Annotated in this window: 17 protein-coding genes and 1 CRISPR repeat array; of the genes, 14 read left to right on the top strand and 3 right to left on the bottom strand. The window is 40.0% G+C overall.

Translation table 11 applies throughout. The features are described from left to right. The first annotated feature begins 67 nt into the window (after nt 1–67). From pdxB to M997_RS12765, 10 genes are all read left to right on the top strand, one after another. A complete protein-coding gene (pdxB, locus tag M997_RS12810) occupies nt 68–1,195 on the top strand; it encodes a 4-phosphoerythronate dehydrogenase PdxB (RefSeq protein WP_064720506.1) in 1,128 nt (375 codons plus the stop codon). 42 nt (nt 1,196–1,237) lie between these two features. Continuing rightward, a complete protein-coding gene (locus M997_RS12805; protein WP_064720505.1) occupies nt 1,238–2,248 on the top strand; it encodes an aspartate-semialdehyde dehydrogenase in 1,011 nt (336 codons plus the stop codon). After that, on the top strand, nt 2,248–3,093 hold the full coding sequence (truA, locus tag M997_RS12800; RefSeq protein WP_064720504.1) for a tRNA pseudouridine(38-40) synthase TruA: 846 nt from the start codon (nt 2,248–2,250) through the stop codon (nt 3,091–3,093). The genes M997_RS12805 and truA overlap by 1 nt, the downstream gene beginning before the upstream one ends. Nucleotides 3,094–3,129: 36 nt before the next feature. Further along, nucleotides 3,130–3,831: a DedA family protein gene (locus M997_RS12795; protein WP_064720503.1), complete on the top strand. Its 702-nt coding sequence runs from the start codon at nt 3,130–3,132 to the stop codon at nt 3,829–3,831. A 170-nt stretch (nt 3,832–4,001) separates the two neighbouring features. Continuing rightward, a complete protein-coding gene (accD, locus tag M997_RS12790; RefSeq protein ID WP_064720502.1) occupies nt 4,002–4,964 on the top strand; it encodes an acetyl-CoA carboxylase, carboxyltransferase subunit beta in 963 nt (320 codons plus the stop codon). Beyond that, complete coding sequence (folC, locus tag M997_RS12785) at nt 4,957–6,252, top strand: bifunctional tetrahydrofolate synthase/dihydrofolate synthase (RefSeq protein ID WP_064720501.1); 1,296 nt, start codon at nt 4,957–4,959, stop codon at nt 6,250–6,252. The genes accD and folC overlap by 8 nt, the downstream gene beginning before the upstream one ends. Then, nucleotides 6,245–6,880: a cell division protein DedD gene (gene dedD, locus M997_RS12780; RefSeq protein WP_064720500.1), complete on the top strand. Its 636-nt coding sequence runs from the start codon at nt 6,245–6,247 to the stop codon at nt 6,878–6,880. Before folC ends, dedD begins: the two co-directional genes overlap by 8 nt. Before the next feature lie 185 nt (nt 6,881–7,065). Further along, a complete protein-coding gene (gene cvpA / locus M997_RS12775; protein WP_064720499.1) occupies nt 7,066–7,572 on the top strand; it encodes a colicin V production protein in 507 nt (168 codons plus the stop codon). Nucleotides 7,573–7,585: 13 nt separating this feature from the next. Further along, nucleotides 7,586–9,103, top strand: a complete 1,518-nt coding sequence (gene purF, locus M997_RS12770; protein ID WP_064720498.1) for an amidophosphoribosyltransferase — start codon at nt 7,586–7,588, stop codon at nt 9,101–9,103. A gap of 121 nt (nt 9,104–9,224) precedes the next feature. Continuing rightward, the gene (locus M997_RS12765) at nt 9,225–9,806 is read left to right on the top strand and encodes a UbiX family flavin prenyltransferase (RefSeq protein ID WP_064720497.1); all 582 of its coding nucleotides are present in this window, start codon (nt 9,225–9,227) and stop codon (nt 9,804–9,806) included. A 136-nt stretch (nt 9,807–9,942) separates the two neighbouring features. Here the strand turns inward: M997_RS12765 and M997_RS12760 are convergent, their stop codons facing one another. Both M997_RS12760 and M997_RS12755 read right to left on the bottom strand, forming a co-directional pair. Next, nucleotides 9,943–10,848: a TIGR01777 family oxidoreductase gene (locus M997_RS12760; protein ID WP_064720496.1), complete on the bottom strand. Its 906-nt coding sequence runs from the start codon at nt 10,846–10,848 to the stop codon at nt 9,943–9,945. Nucleotides 10,849–10,918: 70 nt separating this feature from the next. Continuing rightward, nucleotides 10,919–11,533, bottom strand: coding sequence for a glutathione binding-like protein (locus M997_RS12755; RefSeq protein WP_064720495.1), 615 nt, complete (start codon nt 11,531–11,533; stop codon nt 10,919–10,921). A 198-nt stretch (nt 11,534–11,731) separates the two neighbouring features. Here M997_RS12755 and yfcD point away from each other — a divergent pair, with 198 nt between their 5' ends. After that, nucleotides 11,732–12,274: an NUDIX hydrolase YfcD gene (gene yfcD / locus M997_RS12750; RefSeq protein ID WP_064720494.1), complete on the top strand. Its 543-nt coding sequence runs from the start codon at nt 11,732–11,734 to the stop codon at nt 12,272–12,274. Here the strand turns inward: yfcD and M997_RS12745 are convergent. Next, nucleotides 12,271–13,317 (bottom strand): LacI family DNA-binding transcriptional regulator, encoded by a 1,047-nt coding sequence (locus M997_RS12745; RefSeq protein ID WP_064720493.1) that lies wholly within the window; start codon nt 13,315–13,317, stop codon nt 12,271–12,273. The genes yfcD and M997_RS12745 overlap by 4 nt on opposite strands. Nucleotides 13,318–13,544: 227 nt before the next feature. Between M997_RS12745 and M997_RS12740 the strand changes: the two genes are divergently transcribed. From M997_RS12740 to ulaA, 3 genes are read left to right on the top strand one after another with little or no spacing between them, the layout of a single operon-like run. Continuing rightward, on the top strand, nt 13,545–13,988 hold the full coding sequence (locus M997_RS12740) for a PTS sugar transporter subunit IIA (protein WP_064720492.1): 444 nt from the start codon (nt 13,545–13,547) through the stop codon (nt 13,986–13,988). Between the two features lie 33 nt (nt 13,989–14,021). Continuing rightward, the gene (locus M997_RS12735; RefSeq protein WP_064720491.1) at nt 14,022–14,309 is read left to right on the top strand and encodes a PTS sugar transporter subunit IIB; all 288 of its coding nucleotides are present in this window, start codon (nt 14,022–14,024) and stop codon (nt 14,307–14,309) included. A gap of 10 nt (nt 14,310–14,319) precedes the next feature. Then, nucleotides 14,320–15,576: a PTS ascorbate transporter subunit IIC gene (gene ulaA, locus M997_RS12730; protein WP_064720490.1), complete on the top strand. Its 1,257-nt coding sequence runs from the start codon at nt 14,320–14,322 to the stop codon at nt 15,574–15,576. A gap of 127 nt (nt 15,577–15,703) precedes the next feature. After that, a CRISPR array of direct repeats spans nt 15,704–16,464; the repeat unit is 29 nt; unit sequence GTGTTCCCCGTATGCACGGGGATAAACCG. Between the last annotated feature and the right edge of the window lie 58 nt (nt 16,465–16,522).

The raw sequence follows: 16,522 nt of genomic DNA, 5'->3' as shown, positions 1-16,522 counted from the left end.
GTTTAACACATATCTATTTTCCACAAATTGTTTACACAAATAAATATCAAATCAGTGAGATAAAACCGTGAAAATTCTGGTTGATGAAAACATGCCTTATGCGGAACAACTCTTTCGCCAATTAGGTGAAGTAAAAGCGGTTCCCGGTCGTCCTTTACCAGCCGATGAACTGAATGACACCGATGCGTTAATGGTGAGATCGATTACTAAAGTCAATGAATCTCTATTATCAGGCAAGCCAGTTAAATTTGTTGGAACGGCAACTGCAGGTTTTGATCATGTTGATTTAGCATGGTTAAAGCAACAACAAATCGGTTTTTCATCCGCTCCCGGTTGTAACGCAATTGCTGTTGTTGAATATGTTTTTTCTGCATTAATGGTACTTGCAGAGCAAGACGGTTTTCAATTAACCGATAAAACGGTGGGCATTGTTGGTGTTGGTAATGTAGGGGGGCGATTAGCAAAACGACTGCGCTCACTTGGTGTAAATGTACTGCTTTGTGATCCACCCAGAGCAGATAATGGTGATGATGAAACTTTCTATCCATTAGAAACGTTACTTAATGAGGCGGATATCCTAACTTTCCACACGCCTCTCAATAAATCAGGCCCTTATACTAGTTATCATTTAATTAATGAGAGCAATCTCGAAAAATTACCAGAAGGCTGCATTTTAGTTAATGCAAGTCGTGGTGAAGTTGTTGATAATCAAGCTCTACTTTCTGTACTTGAGCGTGGTAAAGCATTACGTGTGGTGTTAGATGTCTGGGAGCCAGAGCCAGATCTCTCTTTAGCGTTGCTTGATAAAATTGCTATAGCAACCCCTCATATTGCAGGTTACACCTTAGAGGGCAAGGCACGAGGAACGACACAAGTTTATGAAGCTTATTGTGATTTTATTGGTCAACCACAACATGTTGAGTTATCAACATTATTACCGGTACCCATAATTTCAACAATTTCTGTACAAGGTGAGTTAACGCAATCATTACTCAAACAACTTATTCACCTTGTTTATGATGTGCGTCGTGATGATGCACCATTACGTCAAGTTGCAGGTATAAAAGGCGAGTTTGATAAATTGCGTAAGTTTTATCCTGTACGTCGCGAGTGGTCTTCATTACAGGTTATTTGCGATAATGAAACAACGGCTAACACACTTAACGCCATTGGTTTTAATGCAAAATACCAGTAAGCGACATCATTTTTAACATTTTATTGTATTGGAGGAGATCTCATGGGAGACGGTTGGAATATTGCGCTTGTTGGTGCAACTGGCTCGGTTGGTGAAGCTATTATCGAACTTTTACAAGAACGCGAATTTCCGATAGGAGAGTTTACGGCTATTGCGAGTGAAGACAGCATCGGAAAGGTTTTGCGAGTAAATGGTAAAAGTGTTTCTGTGCAAGGGATCCATAATATTGAGTGGGCTGATGTGCAATTGGCATTTTTTGCAGCGCCAGTTGAGATTAGTGCGCAGTATGCACAACAAGCTGCTGACTCAGGTTGTATCGTTATTGATTGTAGTGGCGTATTTGCAATGGATTGGGATGTGCCTCTTGTTGTTCCTGGTGTTAATAACTCGATGCTAGGGGAATATCGCACTCGTAATATTGTCGCTGTCGCCGATAGCATGGTTTGTCAATTATTACGTGCCATTAACCCATTAACTGAATCTGCTGGTTTGACTCGCCTAAATGTCACTAATTTAATGTCTGTTTCTCGTTTTGGAAAACAAGCTGTTGATGAGTTAGCAGGACAAAGTGCTCGTTTATTAAATGGTATTCCAGCTGAATTAAGTCACTTTAGTAAACAGCTAGCATTTAATATTTTACCATTAATGGTTGATAACGAAGGCTCTATCAAAGAAGAGCGTCTAATGGTCGATCAGATACGTAAGGTATTACAAGATGAAGGTTTACCTATATCTGTGACTTCATTACAAGCACCTGTTTTTTACGGTAATGCACAAGCTGTGCAACTAGAAACTACACGCCCTATGGGAAGTGATGAAGCACGTGAAACACTACAAGAAAGTGATGATTTAAACATCAGTGATGAAAATGATTTTCCAACACAAGTGACGGATGCTTCTGGTAATACAAGCTTAAATTTAGGCTGTTTCCGCAATGATTATGGTGTGCCTGAAGCACTACAATTTTGGTCAGTTGCTGATAACGTACGCTTTGGTGGTGCATTAATGGCAGTAGAAATTGCAGAAAAATTAATGCAGGAGCAGTTTTACTAATGAACGCTGAAGTAACAGCACAGCCTGTTATCAATACGCAAGTAACCCCCTTAAAGCTGGCTTTAGGGGTTGAGTATGATGGTAGTCATTATTATGGCTGGCAACGACAAAACGAAGTACGTAGTGTGCAAGAGCGGTTAGAAAAGGCGCTTTCTCAAGTAGCAAACGAGCCTATATCGGTTTTTTGTGCTGGCAGAACAGATGCGGGAGTTCATGCAACAGGGCAAGTTGTTCATTTTGAAACAACCGCTCATCGTAAAGATGCAGCATGGACAATGGGCGTTAATACTCATTTACCTAGCGATATTGCTGTGCGTTGGGTAAAAAATGTTGCTGATGATTTTCATGCTCGTTTTAGTGCAACGGCAAGGCGTTATCGATATGTGATTTTTAATCATCGTTATCGTCCTGCAATATTGTCAGCAGGGGTTACACATTTTCATTATCCATTAGATGAAAAGCGTATGCATCAAGCAGCACAGTGCTTATTAGGCGAAAATGATTTTACTTCATTTAGAGCTGTGCAATGCCAATCGCGTACACCGTGGCGTAATGTTATGCATGTTAATGTCTCTCGTTTTGGTGATTATGTGGTGGTAGACATTAAAGCTAATGCCTTTGTGCATCATATGGTAAGAAATATTGTTGGCAGCTTACTCGAAATTGGTTGCGGTAATCAAAGCATCAATTGGATGGCTGAATTATTAGCATTAAAAGATCGAACTAAAGCCGCAGCAACAGCAAAAGCAAATGGACTGTATTTAGTCGCTGTAGATTACCCTGATAGCTTTGAATTACCAAAACCTGCAATGGGCCCGCTATTTTTAGCTGATAACCCGTTTTAAATGTCTTAATAAAGCTGCCCCGATTTCTGAGGATTTATGGAATTATTAACGCAATTTGTTGATCTAATAAAATTTTTAATCGATTTTATTTTACATATCGATGCGCATTTAGCTGAGTTAGTTGCACAATATGGTACATGGGTTTATGCCATTTTATTTTTAATTGTGTTTTGTGAAACAGGATTAGTGGTTACACCTTTCTTACCTGGTGACTCATTACTGTTTGTTGCAGGAGCGCTTGCATCACTAGATACAAATGATGTGAATGTGCATATTATTGTATTGTTATTGCTTTGTGCTGCAATTTTAGGTGACGCGGTTAACTATTCAATTGGGCGGCTGTTTGGTGAAAAACTTTTTAGTAAGCCTAATTCGCGTATTTTCCGCCGTGAATATTTAGATAAAACACATGCTTTTTATGAAAAACATGGTGGTAAAGCAATAATTTTGGCAAGATTTGTGCCGATTATCCGAACCTTTGCGCCATTCGTTGCAGGAATGGGTAAAATGTCTTATCGTCATTTTGCCTTTTATAATGTAACTGGGGCAATTGTATGGGTACTGCTATTTACTTATGCAGGATATTTTTTTGGTGACTTAGATATAGTTCAAAAGAACTTAAAATTGCTAATTGTTGCCATTATTGTTATTTCTATTTTACCGGGCGTCATTGAAATCATGCGCCATCGTAGAGCGAGCGCAAAAGCCAAGAAAGAAAATGATAACAAAGAGGTTTGAGCAGTTATCATTAGCTTTTGCCGTAGAATAGCAATAATAAAGAGATGCGCTGAAAATCAGTAAGCGGTATCATCGTAAACTTTGCTAACCACACAGCCAGTGCATTGTGGTTTGACATGCTCACAATAACTAAACTGGCGAAGGTCAGATTCAGACGAAAAGGTCCATTAATGAGCTGGATTGAAAAAATTCTTAATAAAAGCACCATCACAAGTTCACGTAAAGCCAATATTCCTGAAGGGGTTTGGACTAAGTGTGATAGCTGTGGGCAGGTACTCTATCGCGCAGAGTTAGAGCGCAATTTAGAGGTTTGCCCTAAATGTGATCACCATATGCGTATTTCAGCGCGCCGTCGCCTTGAAACCTTTCTGGATGCAGGAAGTACCACAGAATTAGGTAGCGAATTAGAGCCTAAAGATATTCTGAAATTCCGCGACTCTAAAAAATACAAAGACAGAATCAGTGCTGCTCAAAAGCAAACACAAGAAAAAGACGCATTAATCGTCATGAAAGGAACGTTAAAAACGATGCCTGTTGTTGCAGCATCTTTTGAGTTTGCATTTATGGGCGGTTCTATGGCTTCTGTCGTGGGTGCTCGTTTTGTTCGTGCAGTTGAACAAGCATTAGAAGATAACTGCCCGCTGGTCTGTTTCTCAGCAAGTGGTGGTGCGCGTATGCAAGAAGCATTGATGTCATTAATGCAAATGGCTAAAACCAGCGCAGCATTAGCTAAAATGCAAGAGCGTGGATTACCATATATTTCTGTTATGACAGATCCAACAATGGGTGGTGTTTCTGCAAGTTTAGCTATGTTAGGTGATATTAACGTTGCGGAGCCTAAAGCGCTGATTGGCTTTGCCGGCCCTCGTGTTATTGAACAAACAGTGCGAGAAAAGCTGCCAGCAGGATTTCAGCGTAGTGAATTTCTGTTAGAAAAAGGGGCGATAGATATGATTGTTCGTCGTCCACAAATGCGTGATGAACTGGCTGAATTACTGTCTAAATTGACTCAATACGATTTAGTAAAAGATGAAGATGAAATCATTGGTGAAGAGTTTATCGCTGATGAAATTGAATCTGCAGACAATGAGCCAGAAATTAACATCGAAACGAATAAAAAAGAAGATGTCTAATATCATAACTGCTCCTAAAGCCACATCGCCCTTGTCGGTGTGGCTTTCTTATCTTGAACATCTACATTCAAGCGCTATTGATATGGGCTTAGAACGTGTTGGCAAGGTAGGAAAGATATTGGATGTGTTACGTCCTGCACCAAAAGTGATTACTGTTTCAGGCACTAATGGTAAAGGCACAACATGCCATATGTTAGAGTCAATCCTGATTGCTTCGGGATTGAAGGTTGGCGTTTATAGCTCACCTCATTTAGTGCGTTACACTGAACGCGTTCGAATTCAGGGTAAAGAGCTGTCAGAATCTGCCTTTTGTGAAGTGTTTGCTCAAATAGAGCAAACAAGAGGGGATATATCCTTAACCTTTTTTGAGTATGGCACATTAGCGGCTTTGAAATTATTTCAGCAAGCTCAACTTGATGTGGTTATTCTTGAAGTGGGTTTAGGTGGTCGATTAGATGCCACAAATATTGTTGATGCAGATATTGCTGCTATCACCAGTATTGCTCTTGATCATACAGACTGGTTAGGCGCAGATAGAGAACATATTGGCAGAGAAAAAGCAGGTATCTTCCGTGCTGGACACTTCGGTGTTGTTGGTGAGCCAGATATGCCTCAATCAATTGCTGATGTGGCACATGGAAAGCAAACTCAGCTTTTCCGCCGTGGTACTGATTGGTCGTTCTCTGTTGATGGTGTTCATTGGCACTGGCGCTGTGCTGATAGACAATTTGAACAACTCCCCATTCCCAATATCCCATTAGCGAATGCGGCAACGGCAATGGCTGTTGTGCGTTGCCTGTTACAATCAGATGATAAAGTCAGTCAAGCGATTACTTATCACAGTATTGTAGAGGGAATGTCGCAAGCACAATTACCCGGTCGTTTCCAAATTATTTCTCATCAGCCATTAGTTATTTTGGATGTTGCACATAATCCACATGCTGCTGGATATTTAACTGAGAAATTAGCACAATTACCTCGCCAATCTGATACTAAGGTTCGTCTTGTTGTTGGTATGCTAGGTGATAAAGATATCGCGGGTACTTTAGCATGTTTAAAAAAGCAAGCAGACCTGTGGTATGTCGCGCCGCTTAATGAGTTTCGTGGTGCAAAAGCTGAAGTGTTGGCGCAGCATCTTGATGCTCCCGCCGTATTTGACAGTGTAGAGCAAGCATGGCAACAAGCTATTTTAGATGCAAAAGAAAATGATATTGTTGTTGTTTGTGGTTCATTCCATACCGTTGCTCATGTAATGGAACTTTTGGAAAAGGAGAGTATGGGTGGCTAGTAAATTTCAAAATCGCTTAGTCGGTGCCGTTGTGCTGGTGGCTGTAGGTGTCATTGTTCTACCTGCATTGCTTGACGGCGATAAGAAATATAACGAAGACCAGTTCGCCTCTATTCCTTTAGTACCTAAGCCCGGTGATGAGCAAGAAATTGAATCAATAGCACCGATACAACAAACGACAACACCTTCTACACCATCAGAAGGTGCTTCAGAAGCAATGCTTTCTGAAGCGGTAACCGGTGTTGAGCAGCCCGCAGTGTCAACACCCGAGCTACCTGTTGTCCAGCCAGTTACTCCTCAGCCACAGCCTATACCAGAAACACCTGTTGTGGTTAATCCACCTGTACAACCAACTCCACCACCGATTGAGGAAATTAAGCCGCCAAAAGGTGAGGCATGGGTTGTTCAACTTGGCGCATTAAAAAATGCCGCTAAAGTTGAAGAGATTATTGCAAAAATGCATTTTTCAGGTTATCCAGTTTATACCGTGCCCGCGCGTCCTGTATCAGGGCAAGTGACACGTATTTATATTGGACCTAATGCCTCTAAATCAGAATTGCAAGCAATGTTGCCTCGTTTAAAAGAGTTAACAGGATTGCAAGGTGAGGTAAGAGCGTATAAGCCTTAATGTATTTTGGAGAAACTCATCAGATGAGTGATGTAACAAGGTGTTAACTTATTGCGGCGATTATGATTTTTCATGTCGCCGTAAATTATTTTAAATTATCGAAAATTAGCGTTACGCAAACGTTTTCGTTTTCTGTTAGAATGCTTCCGTATTAATGCGGGGCATCGTTATTGGATAGAGAATTTATGGTCTGGATAGATTACGCCATTATTGCCATTATCGGGTTTTCCGCATTAGTTAGCCTGATCCGTGGCTTTGTTCGTGAAGCATTGTCACTTATCACCTGGGGTTGTGGTTTTTTTGTTGCTAGTCAGTTTTATCCTTATCTTGCCGTCTATTTTACCCGGTTTGAAGATGAACTGGTTCGTAACGGGATAGCGATAGTTTCATTGTTTATTGCGACATTAATTGTTGGTGCTGTTGTAAATTATGTTATTAGCTCTCTTGTTCAACGCACAGGGTTATCAGGTACAGATCGTGTATTGGGGGTCTGTTTCGGGGCATTAAGAGGCGTGCTTATTGTATCAGCACTGCTTTTTGTATTGGGTGCATTTACCCCTATGGCAGAGAGTGCTGATTGGCAACGTTCTGAACTTATTCCTCAATTCAACCATATCATTAGGTGGTTCTTTGACTACCTGCAAAATGCGTCAAGTTTCGTGTCGGAGAATGTAACCTCTCCGTCTGGCTGATGAGGATCTTTTCATGTGCGGTATTGTCGGTATCGCTGGAGTTAATCCAGTAAACCAATCAATTTATGATGCGTTAACGGTGTTACAACACCGTGGTCAGGATGCAGCAGGCATTGCAACGATAGACGGTAACAATGGTTTCCGTCTTCGCAAAGCCAACGGACTGGTGAAAGATGTTTTTGAAACTCGCCATATGCTGCGTTTAAAAGGAACTATCGGGATAGGTCATGTGCGTTATCCAACAGCAGGTAGTTCGAGTGCATCAGAAGCTCAGCCTTTTTATGTGAACTCTCCTTTTGGTATTACGTTGGCGCATAATGGTAATTTAACCAATGCGCATTTATTACGTCGCCAACTGTTTGAGACAGCACGTAGGCATATCAATACCACCTCTGATTCTGAAATTTTACTCAATGTACTTGCCTATGAATTAGACCGTTTCGATCATTTTCCACTCGAACCAGATAATATTTTTACGGCTGTTGCTGCAATGCATAAAAAACTATGTGGTGCTTATGCTTGCGTTGCTCTTATTATCAGTCACGGTCTTTTGGCTTTTCGTGATCCCTTTGGTATTCGTCCCCTTGTTTTAGGCAAGCGCACACTGGAGGATGGACGCCATGAATATATGGTGGCATCAGAAAGTGTTGCTTTAGATACTTTGGGCTTTGAGTTCTTACGTGATGTCGCGCCAGGCGAGGCGGTTTATATTACAGAACAAGGGCAATTATTTACCCGCCAATGTGCGGAAAATCCGCAATTAATGCCTTGTTTATTTGAGTATGTTTATTTTGCGCGTCCTGATTCTTTTATCGATAAAATCTCTGTTTATAATGCGCGTTTGCGTATGGGCCAAAAATTAGGAGCTAAGATCGCAAAAGAGTGGGATGAATTACAAATAGATGTGGTTATTCCTATTCCCGAAACCTCTTGTGATATTGCGTTAGAAATTGCTCATATACTGAATAAACCGTATCGCCAAGGCTTTGTAAAAAATCGCTATGTAGGCCGTACTTTTATTATGCCGGGTCAACAAGAGCGTCGTAAGTCAGTTAGACGCAAACTTAACGCTAATCGCGCCGAGTTTCGTGATAAAAACGTGTTACTTATCGATGATTCAATTGTTCGGGGTACGACATCAGAGCAAATTGTTGAATTAGCAAGAGAGGCGGGTGCTAAAAAAGTTTATTTTGCTTCAGCAGCGCCAGAAGTTCGCTTCCCTAATGTGTATGGTATTGATATGCCAAACGCTAATGAATTGATCGCTCATGGACGCGAAGTTGATGAAATTCGTAAATTGATTGGCGCAGATGGCTTAATTTTCCAAGAACTGGGCGACCTTATTGCAGCAGTTCAAGAAGAAAATCCAGATATTAGCCAATTCGAATGTTCAGTATTTGATGGTGTATATATCACAAAAGATATTGACCAAGACTATTTAGATTATTTAGAAAATCTACGTCGTGATGATGAACATAAAATTCGTGATCAAAATGAAATAGAGAACTTAGAAATCTATAACGAAGGCTAAATTTGCGTTAATATAGCCATCCTTATACAGCGCCGATGCTAGAGTATTTCTACATCGGCGCTTGTCTTTTGAGGGTTAATCATCATAATGATTTACGTTGATATATATTCTGAGGATTATAATGAAAAAGCTGATAGTAGGGCTAACTGGCGCTAGTGGTGCAATTTATGGCATACGTTTGTTAGAGATATTAAAATGTGTGCCATCAGTAGAAACGCATTTGGTCATTAGCCAAGCTGCTCGTCGTACTATTTCCTTAGAAACAACGTATTCATTAAAAGACATTTATGAGTTAGCTGATGTCATTTACGATGATCGTGATATTGGTGCAACTATCTCTTCTGGTTCATTTCGTGTTAATGGCATGGTTATTTTGCCATGTTCAATCAAAAGCTTGTCAGGTATCGTTCATAGTTATACTGACACACTAGTTACTCGTGCTGCTGATGTAGTGTTAAAAGAAGGACGTAAATTAGTGCTATGTGTACGGGAAACCCCATTACATTTAGGGCACTTACGTTTAATGACACAAGCCGCAGAATTGGGTGCTATTATTATGCCTCCCGTACCTGCTTTTTATTTTCAGCCTAAAACAATAGATGACATTGTTAATCAAACAATTAATCGTGTACTAGATCAATTTGATGTTAATTTACCTGATGATTTATTTCAAAGGTGGCAAGGGGATAAACCTGCTCGATAAATACTCGTCATACTTCAAGTTGCAGTGTTGTTGACTGTGAGTTTATTCGCACTAGTCACATACTTATGTATGCTCCTAGCGACTCATTTACTTGTCGCCTTGCTGCACCTTGAATTATTTAAAGTATAAAAAGAAGTTATTTTCCCGTATTAATAATATCTGTTAATGCTTCTTCCAATTGTGGGTAGCGAAATTCAAAGCCGGCATTAAGTAATTTTTCAGGAATAGCTTGCTGTCCGCCTAAAACTAATGCCGCACTTTCCCCCATAATTAAACGTAATGCAGTGGCTGGAACGGTCATTAACGCGGGGCGTTTAAATACCTTGCCTAAAATGTAGGTAAATTCTTTATTTTGCACCGGATTTGGTGCTGTTAAGTTAAATGCACCTTTAGCTTGTTCTTCATTAAGTAAGAATACAATTGCGCTGACCATATCATCGATATGGATCCACGGCATATATTGTGTTCCACTACCTAATTTCCCTCCAAGACCTAATTTAAAGGGTTTACTCATTTTGGGTAATGCGCCGCCTAATGTTGATAATACAATACCTGTACGTAGCAAACAGACTCGAGTTAGCGGGGTTTGTGCTTCAAGTGCGATACTTTCCCATTTTGCACAGAGATCATGAGTAAATTCTGGATTTGCTGGTGTTTTTTCAGTCACCAACGTGTTTTTTTGATCACCATAAAAACCGACAGCAGAACCAGAGATAAAAACAGAAGGCGGTGAGCTACCTGCTTTAAGTAAATCAACGAGTTTTTGGGTTAATTCACAGCGGCTATCAACTAATTTTTGTTTATGCAATGGTGTCCAGCGTTGATCGGCTATGGGTTCTCCAGCAAGATTAATGACAGCATCGAACTCATCAAGGCTATTTTTATCGCTTAATTGAGTCCAACAGGTTATTTCATTACAAAAATGTGAATAAACCTTTTGTGGCGAACGAGAAAGAACCGTAATATCATGGTTATCAAGCGCAAGCTGACAAACTAGAGCTTTACCTATTAATCCTGTTCCGCCAGTGATAAGTATTTTCATCACAAATCCTCCTGATTTTATTTCCTATATTGAAGATTAATATCATCCTGATGTGTTAGCCGATTTTGTATTAGCCAAATAATTTTTTCGCTGCTGGGCGTTGACTGATAGCATTAAACCATTTTTCTACTGCTGGGTAATTAGTGAGACTAATATTATGACGTTTGTGAGCACGCACCCAGGTATAAGTGGCGATATCTGCAATACTGTAATGTTGGCCACCAAGGTAAGTTGATTGGCTTAGTCTTTTATTTAATACGTTATATAAGCGTTGTGTCTCTTCAGTATAGCGTTTAATTGCATAAGGTACGGTTTCAGAGGCATAACGAGTAAAATGATGATTTTGTCCTAACATTGGGCCGAATCCACCAACTTGCCAAAATAGCCACTGTAGTTGGTGTGTTTTTTCTCTTAACTCTTGGCTAAATAATTTGCCGCTTTTCTCTGCTAAATAAATCAAAATAGCGCCAGATTCAAAAATAGCGATAGGTTCACCGCCATCAATTGGCTTGTGATCAACAATGGCAGGAATTTTATTGTTGGGTGAAATGGCTAAGAATTCTGGTTTAAATTGATCACCTTTGCTGATATCAATGGGATGTAATTGATAAGGGATCTCGGCTTCTTCAAGAAAAAGTGTGATTTTCTGTCCATTAGGGGTATCTGCATAATAAAGATCAATCATAGAAATCTCCTGAGTGAAACGAGCACGTTATGGTAAATATTTTCACAGTCTGCCTTTTAACACCACAAAAAGCAAAAAAGAGCAAGATAGATAAAACAACTAACATATGATTATTATAGTGGTGAAATATAGCGGTTTTGATATATTCAGGATAAAAATTACGATAGTTTAATATCGGTTAAAAAAGGTTTGTTGAGGATGGAACAAGAAAATACGGCAGTGGTCGAGTGGGTTGATATTGTTGATGATAAAAATGAGGTAGTTGCCCAAGCAACTCGTCAACAAATGCGAGCAGAAAACCTACGACACAGAGCAACTTATATTGTTATACATGACGGTATGGGGAAAATTCTGGCACAACGCCGCACAGAAACAAAAGATTTTTATCCTGGTTGGTTAGATGCCACCGCTGGTGGTGTTGTGCAGCAAGGTGAAAACTTACTTGAAAGTGCGCGTCGTGAAGCAGAAGAGGAACTAGGCATTGCGGGCGTTCCTTTTGCTGAGCATGGGCAGTTTTATTACGATGATAAAAGTTGTCGTGTATGGGGCAGCTTATTTAGTTGTGTTTCTCACGGCCCTTTCGCCTTACAAGCAGAAGAAATTGAGGAAGTTCGTTGGCTAACCCCCTCTGAAATAACAGAGCGTTGTGATGAATTTACACCGGATTCACTAAAAGCACTTTCACTTTGGTTAACACGCAATAACAGCACACGTTTAGAGGCAAGAGAGACTGTCGATTAAGGCGTACTTTGCCCTGTTTCAAAGCGATAAGCATAGTTGATAACGGTATCTTCAAATATAGCGTTATCATCTTCGTCACGTAGTCGCTGTAAAAGTGTTATTAGATGTTTTCCTGCATCTTTTCCCATTTTATGGTAATCAAAATGAATAGAGGTAAGTGAAGGAAATATCTGAGCACTATTATCTGATCCTTCCAAACAAGCAATTGCGAGATCTTGAGGGATCTTAATTAAGCGGCGCTGACATTCAAATATCATTCCTAACGCAATGCTTTCATGACTACATATCACTGCATCTAATTCAGGTTGACGTAATAAAATTTCAGTCAATGCTTGTCGTCCATAAGCCATTGATGCGGGATCCGGCGTAGTAACGCTTTGCTCTGCATTTAAATAATTTTTGAGTAAAGCACGTGACCAACCTGTTATTTGCTGATGATGAAAGCGCTGTCCTTGCAATGCACCAATATAGCCAATACAACGTTTACCTTGAGAGACTAAATAGTGCGTTAATTCAAAAGCTGCTTGTTCGTAGGGACATTCAATACTAATTGCAGCCTGGTCGTTAGATTGGCTAGCAACGCTCACCACAGGTACATTGGCATTACTAATATGTAAAAAATGAGGTGTACTTAATTGAGAACCAAATGTCACTAATGCTGCTGGATTACTTTGTAATAGCATATTGATGACATCAGTTGCTTTATGTGGTTGATATTCATAACAACCCACTAAGATCTGATATTGATGACGATTAAGCACTTGTTGTAATGACTGCATAAAATCAGCACTAGCTTTATCGGTAAAAGAAGGCAAAAGAACGGAGACAATATGGCTTTGTGCGGAAGCCAAAGCACCCGCTGACGCATTGGGAATATAGCCTAGCTCTTCAACCGATTGATTAACTTTTTCTCTTAATTTATCAGAAACCAGTTCAGGAGTTCGCAATGCGCGAGAAACGGTCATGGAACCGACACCTGCGTGTTTTGCGACATCTTGTAAAGTGACGCGACCTGTATTTCGGCGCTTACGTGTTTTTATCATTCTTTTTATACTTGTTTATCTCAATTTTCTTGAAAGTAGATCCTACCTGAAATCTTCTCATTATGCTGAAACAATACAGTCGCAATTGTTGGCATTTTCTGCAATTAACATTTCATTAAAATGATAGCGCTATCACAATTGTGAGTCTTCTATCTAGATAGCGCTACCATAAATGATTACTATCATTAACAACAAAGCGCAGAGAATATTTCACTAAGGTTATAAACATGCTTAAAACATTATTAACACCTGATGTTGTGCAAGTAGTTCCGCATGTCAGTGATTGGCGAGAAGCGATTAAAGTTGCGTGCCAGCCATTAATTGATAAAGGTTATATCGAGCCTCGTTATGTTGATGCGATTTATAAATCACATGAACAAATTGGGCCATATTATGTATTAGGCCCTGGTATTGCGATGCCGCATGCTCGTCCTGAAGAAGGCGTTAATAAATTATCATTGGCTTTAACGATAGTGGAGCAAGGTGTCGAATTTGGTGCTGATGAAAATGATCCTGTGAAATTACTGATAGTTTTGGCGGCAACAGATAACGATAGTCATATTAATGCTATCGTAAAATTAGCCGAATTATTTGATAACGATGATGATATTCAATCGTTATTAAATGCTAAAAGCAAAGCTGAAGTATTCGCAGTTATCAACAACTATTAATTAACAATTATTAAAATTACCAAGGGGAATATTATGAAAATTACCGTCGTTTGTGGAAATGGTTTAGGCAGTAGCTTAATGATGGAGATGAGCATCAAAAGCATACTAAAAGATATCGCCGTAAATGCAGAAGTTGATCATGTAGATTTAGGTTCAGCAAAAGGCACTCCAAGCGATATTTATGTTGGAACCCGTGATATTGCAGAACAACTTATTGCTCAAGCTGTAAATGGCAAAATCGTCTCATTGGATAACATGATTGATAAAGTGGCAATGAAAGAAAAACTTTCTACTGCATTACGTGAATTAGGCGCGCTATAAGGAGCCTACTATGGACTTTTTCCGCTTTCTAATGAGTGATGTGCTTTCAGAGCCCTCTATTTTAGTGGGTTTAATCGCACTGATAGGTTTAATTGCCCAGAAAAAACCTGTAACAGAGTGTATTAAAGGCACAGTAAAAACCATCATAGGTTTTGTTATCTTAGGCGCTGGTGCGGGTCTGGTGATTAACTCTCTTGGTGATTTTTCGACTATTTTCCAACACGCTTTTGGTATTCAAGGTGTGGTGCCAAATAACGAAGCCATTGTGTCTATTGCACAAAAAAGCTTTGGTAAAGAAATGGCATTGATTATGTTCTTTGCCATGTTAATTAATATATTAATTGCACGCCTAACGCCGTGGAAATTTATTTTCTTAACGGGGCATCACACATTATTTATGTCGATGATGGTCGCGGTTATTCTGGCAACAGCAGGCTTAGAAGGTACAGTACTCGTTGCGGTAGGTTCATTAGTTGTTGGGGTTTCGATGGTATTTTTCCCTGCCATTGCACACCCTTATATGAAAAAAATTACCGGTTCTGATGATGTTGCACTAGGTCATTTTTCAACAATTTCATATGTATTAGCAGGTTTTATTGGTAGTAAATTTGGTAATAAAGAGCATTCAACGGAAGAGATGAATGTACCAAAAAGCTTGCTATTTTTACGAGACACTCCTGTTGCTATAGCCTTTACTATGGGTATTATTTTTATCATTACTTGTTTATTTGCGGGCGATACATTTGTTCGTGAAGTGAGTGGTGGTAAAAACTGGTTTATGTTCTCGTTAATGCAATCTATCACTTTTGCAGCGGGTGTTTACATTATTCTGCAAGGTGTACGTATGGTTATTGCTGAAATTGTACCTGCATTTAAAGGGATTTCAGATAAATTAGTTCCTAATGCCAAACCAGCCTTAGATTGCCCAGTTGTTTTCCCTTATGCACCAAACGCCGTATTAGTTGGTTTTTTAAGTAGTTTTGCGGCAGGTGTAATTGGCATGTTTGTGCTTTATCTGTTGGATTGGACTGTTATTATTCCGGGTGTTGTTCCGCATTTCTTTGTGGGTGCAACAGCAGGGGTATTTGGTAATGCAACGGGTGGACGTCGTGGTGCAATATTAGGTGCTTTTGCTCAAGGTTTATTAATTACTTTCTTACCTGTATTCCTATTGCCAGTACTTGGTGATATAGGGATCGCGAATACAACATTTAGTGATGCTGACTTTGGTGTTATTGGCATTCTATTAGGTATTATTGTTCGTTAATTTTTTCCAGCTTTAAACTAAACTAAACGCCTTACTTGGTTTAATTAAGTAAGGCGTTTTTATCTATTTTTTTGGTAAAAAAGAGAAGGTTAAATTTCTTTTTTATATTCAATCTATTATGATTAGAGTGTTCCCCGTATGCACGGGGATAAACCGAAATTGGCTGTAAATGGTCGCCAAAAAAATTAGTGTTCCCCGTATGCACGGGGATAAACCGGTGAGCCGAAAATCAGAAATATTGGGCAATCTGTGTTCCCCGTATGCACGGGGATAAACCGGTCTACGTTGGCGAGACACTCCGCCCCCCTGTGTGTTCCCCGTATGCACGGGGATAAACCGATAATTTATTTTGTAAAAATAAACATGGGATAGTGTTCCCCGTATGCACGGGGATAAACCGTGAATATAGATTTCATTCGCTTGAGATATTCGGTGTTCCCCGTATGCACGGGGATAAACCGAAGAAATGAAGCGACAAGCTGCGGAACAGGCAGTGTTCCCCGTATGCACGGGGATAAACCGTCACTGCCCCGTTTTTTCAGCCACAATTCCACGTGTTCCCCGTATGCACGGGGATAAACCGGTGGTAAATGCACACTTTCTGATGTGCTTTTAGTGTTCCCCGTATGCACGGGGATAAACCGGGAATTGGCAGGATTTACTCAGTCATGAATCGGTGTTCCCCGTATGCACGGGGATAAACCGAAATTTCATACTTTACGTGGGTTTGATGATCTGTGTTCCCCGTATGCACGGGGATAAACCGTAATGTTGCGATATAACCCGCCCACGAATGCAGTGTTCCCCGTATGCACGGGGATAAACCGCCAAAATAGATGGTCCTGTTGCACTATTTACAGTGTTCCCCGTATGCACGGGGATAAACCGAATATAGGTGTTGATGATCTTAATTTCCCAATGTGTTCCCCGTATGCACGGGGATAAA

It is taken from the genome of Proteus hauseri ATCC 700826, from assembly GCF_001654965.1.
Lineage (GTDB): Bacteria > Pseudomonadota > Gammaproteobacteria > Enterobacterales > Enterobacteriaceae > Proteus > Proteus hauseri.
This window is presented reverse-complemented; position numbering and strand designations above follow the sequence as displayed.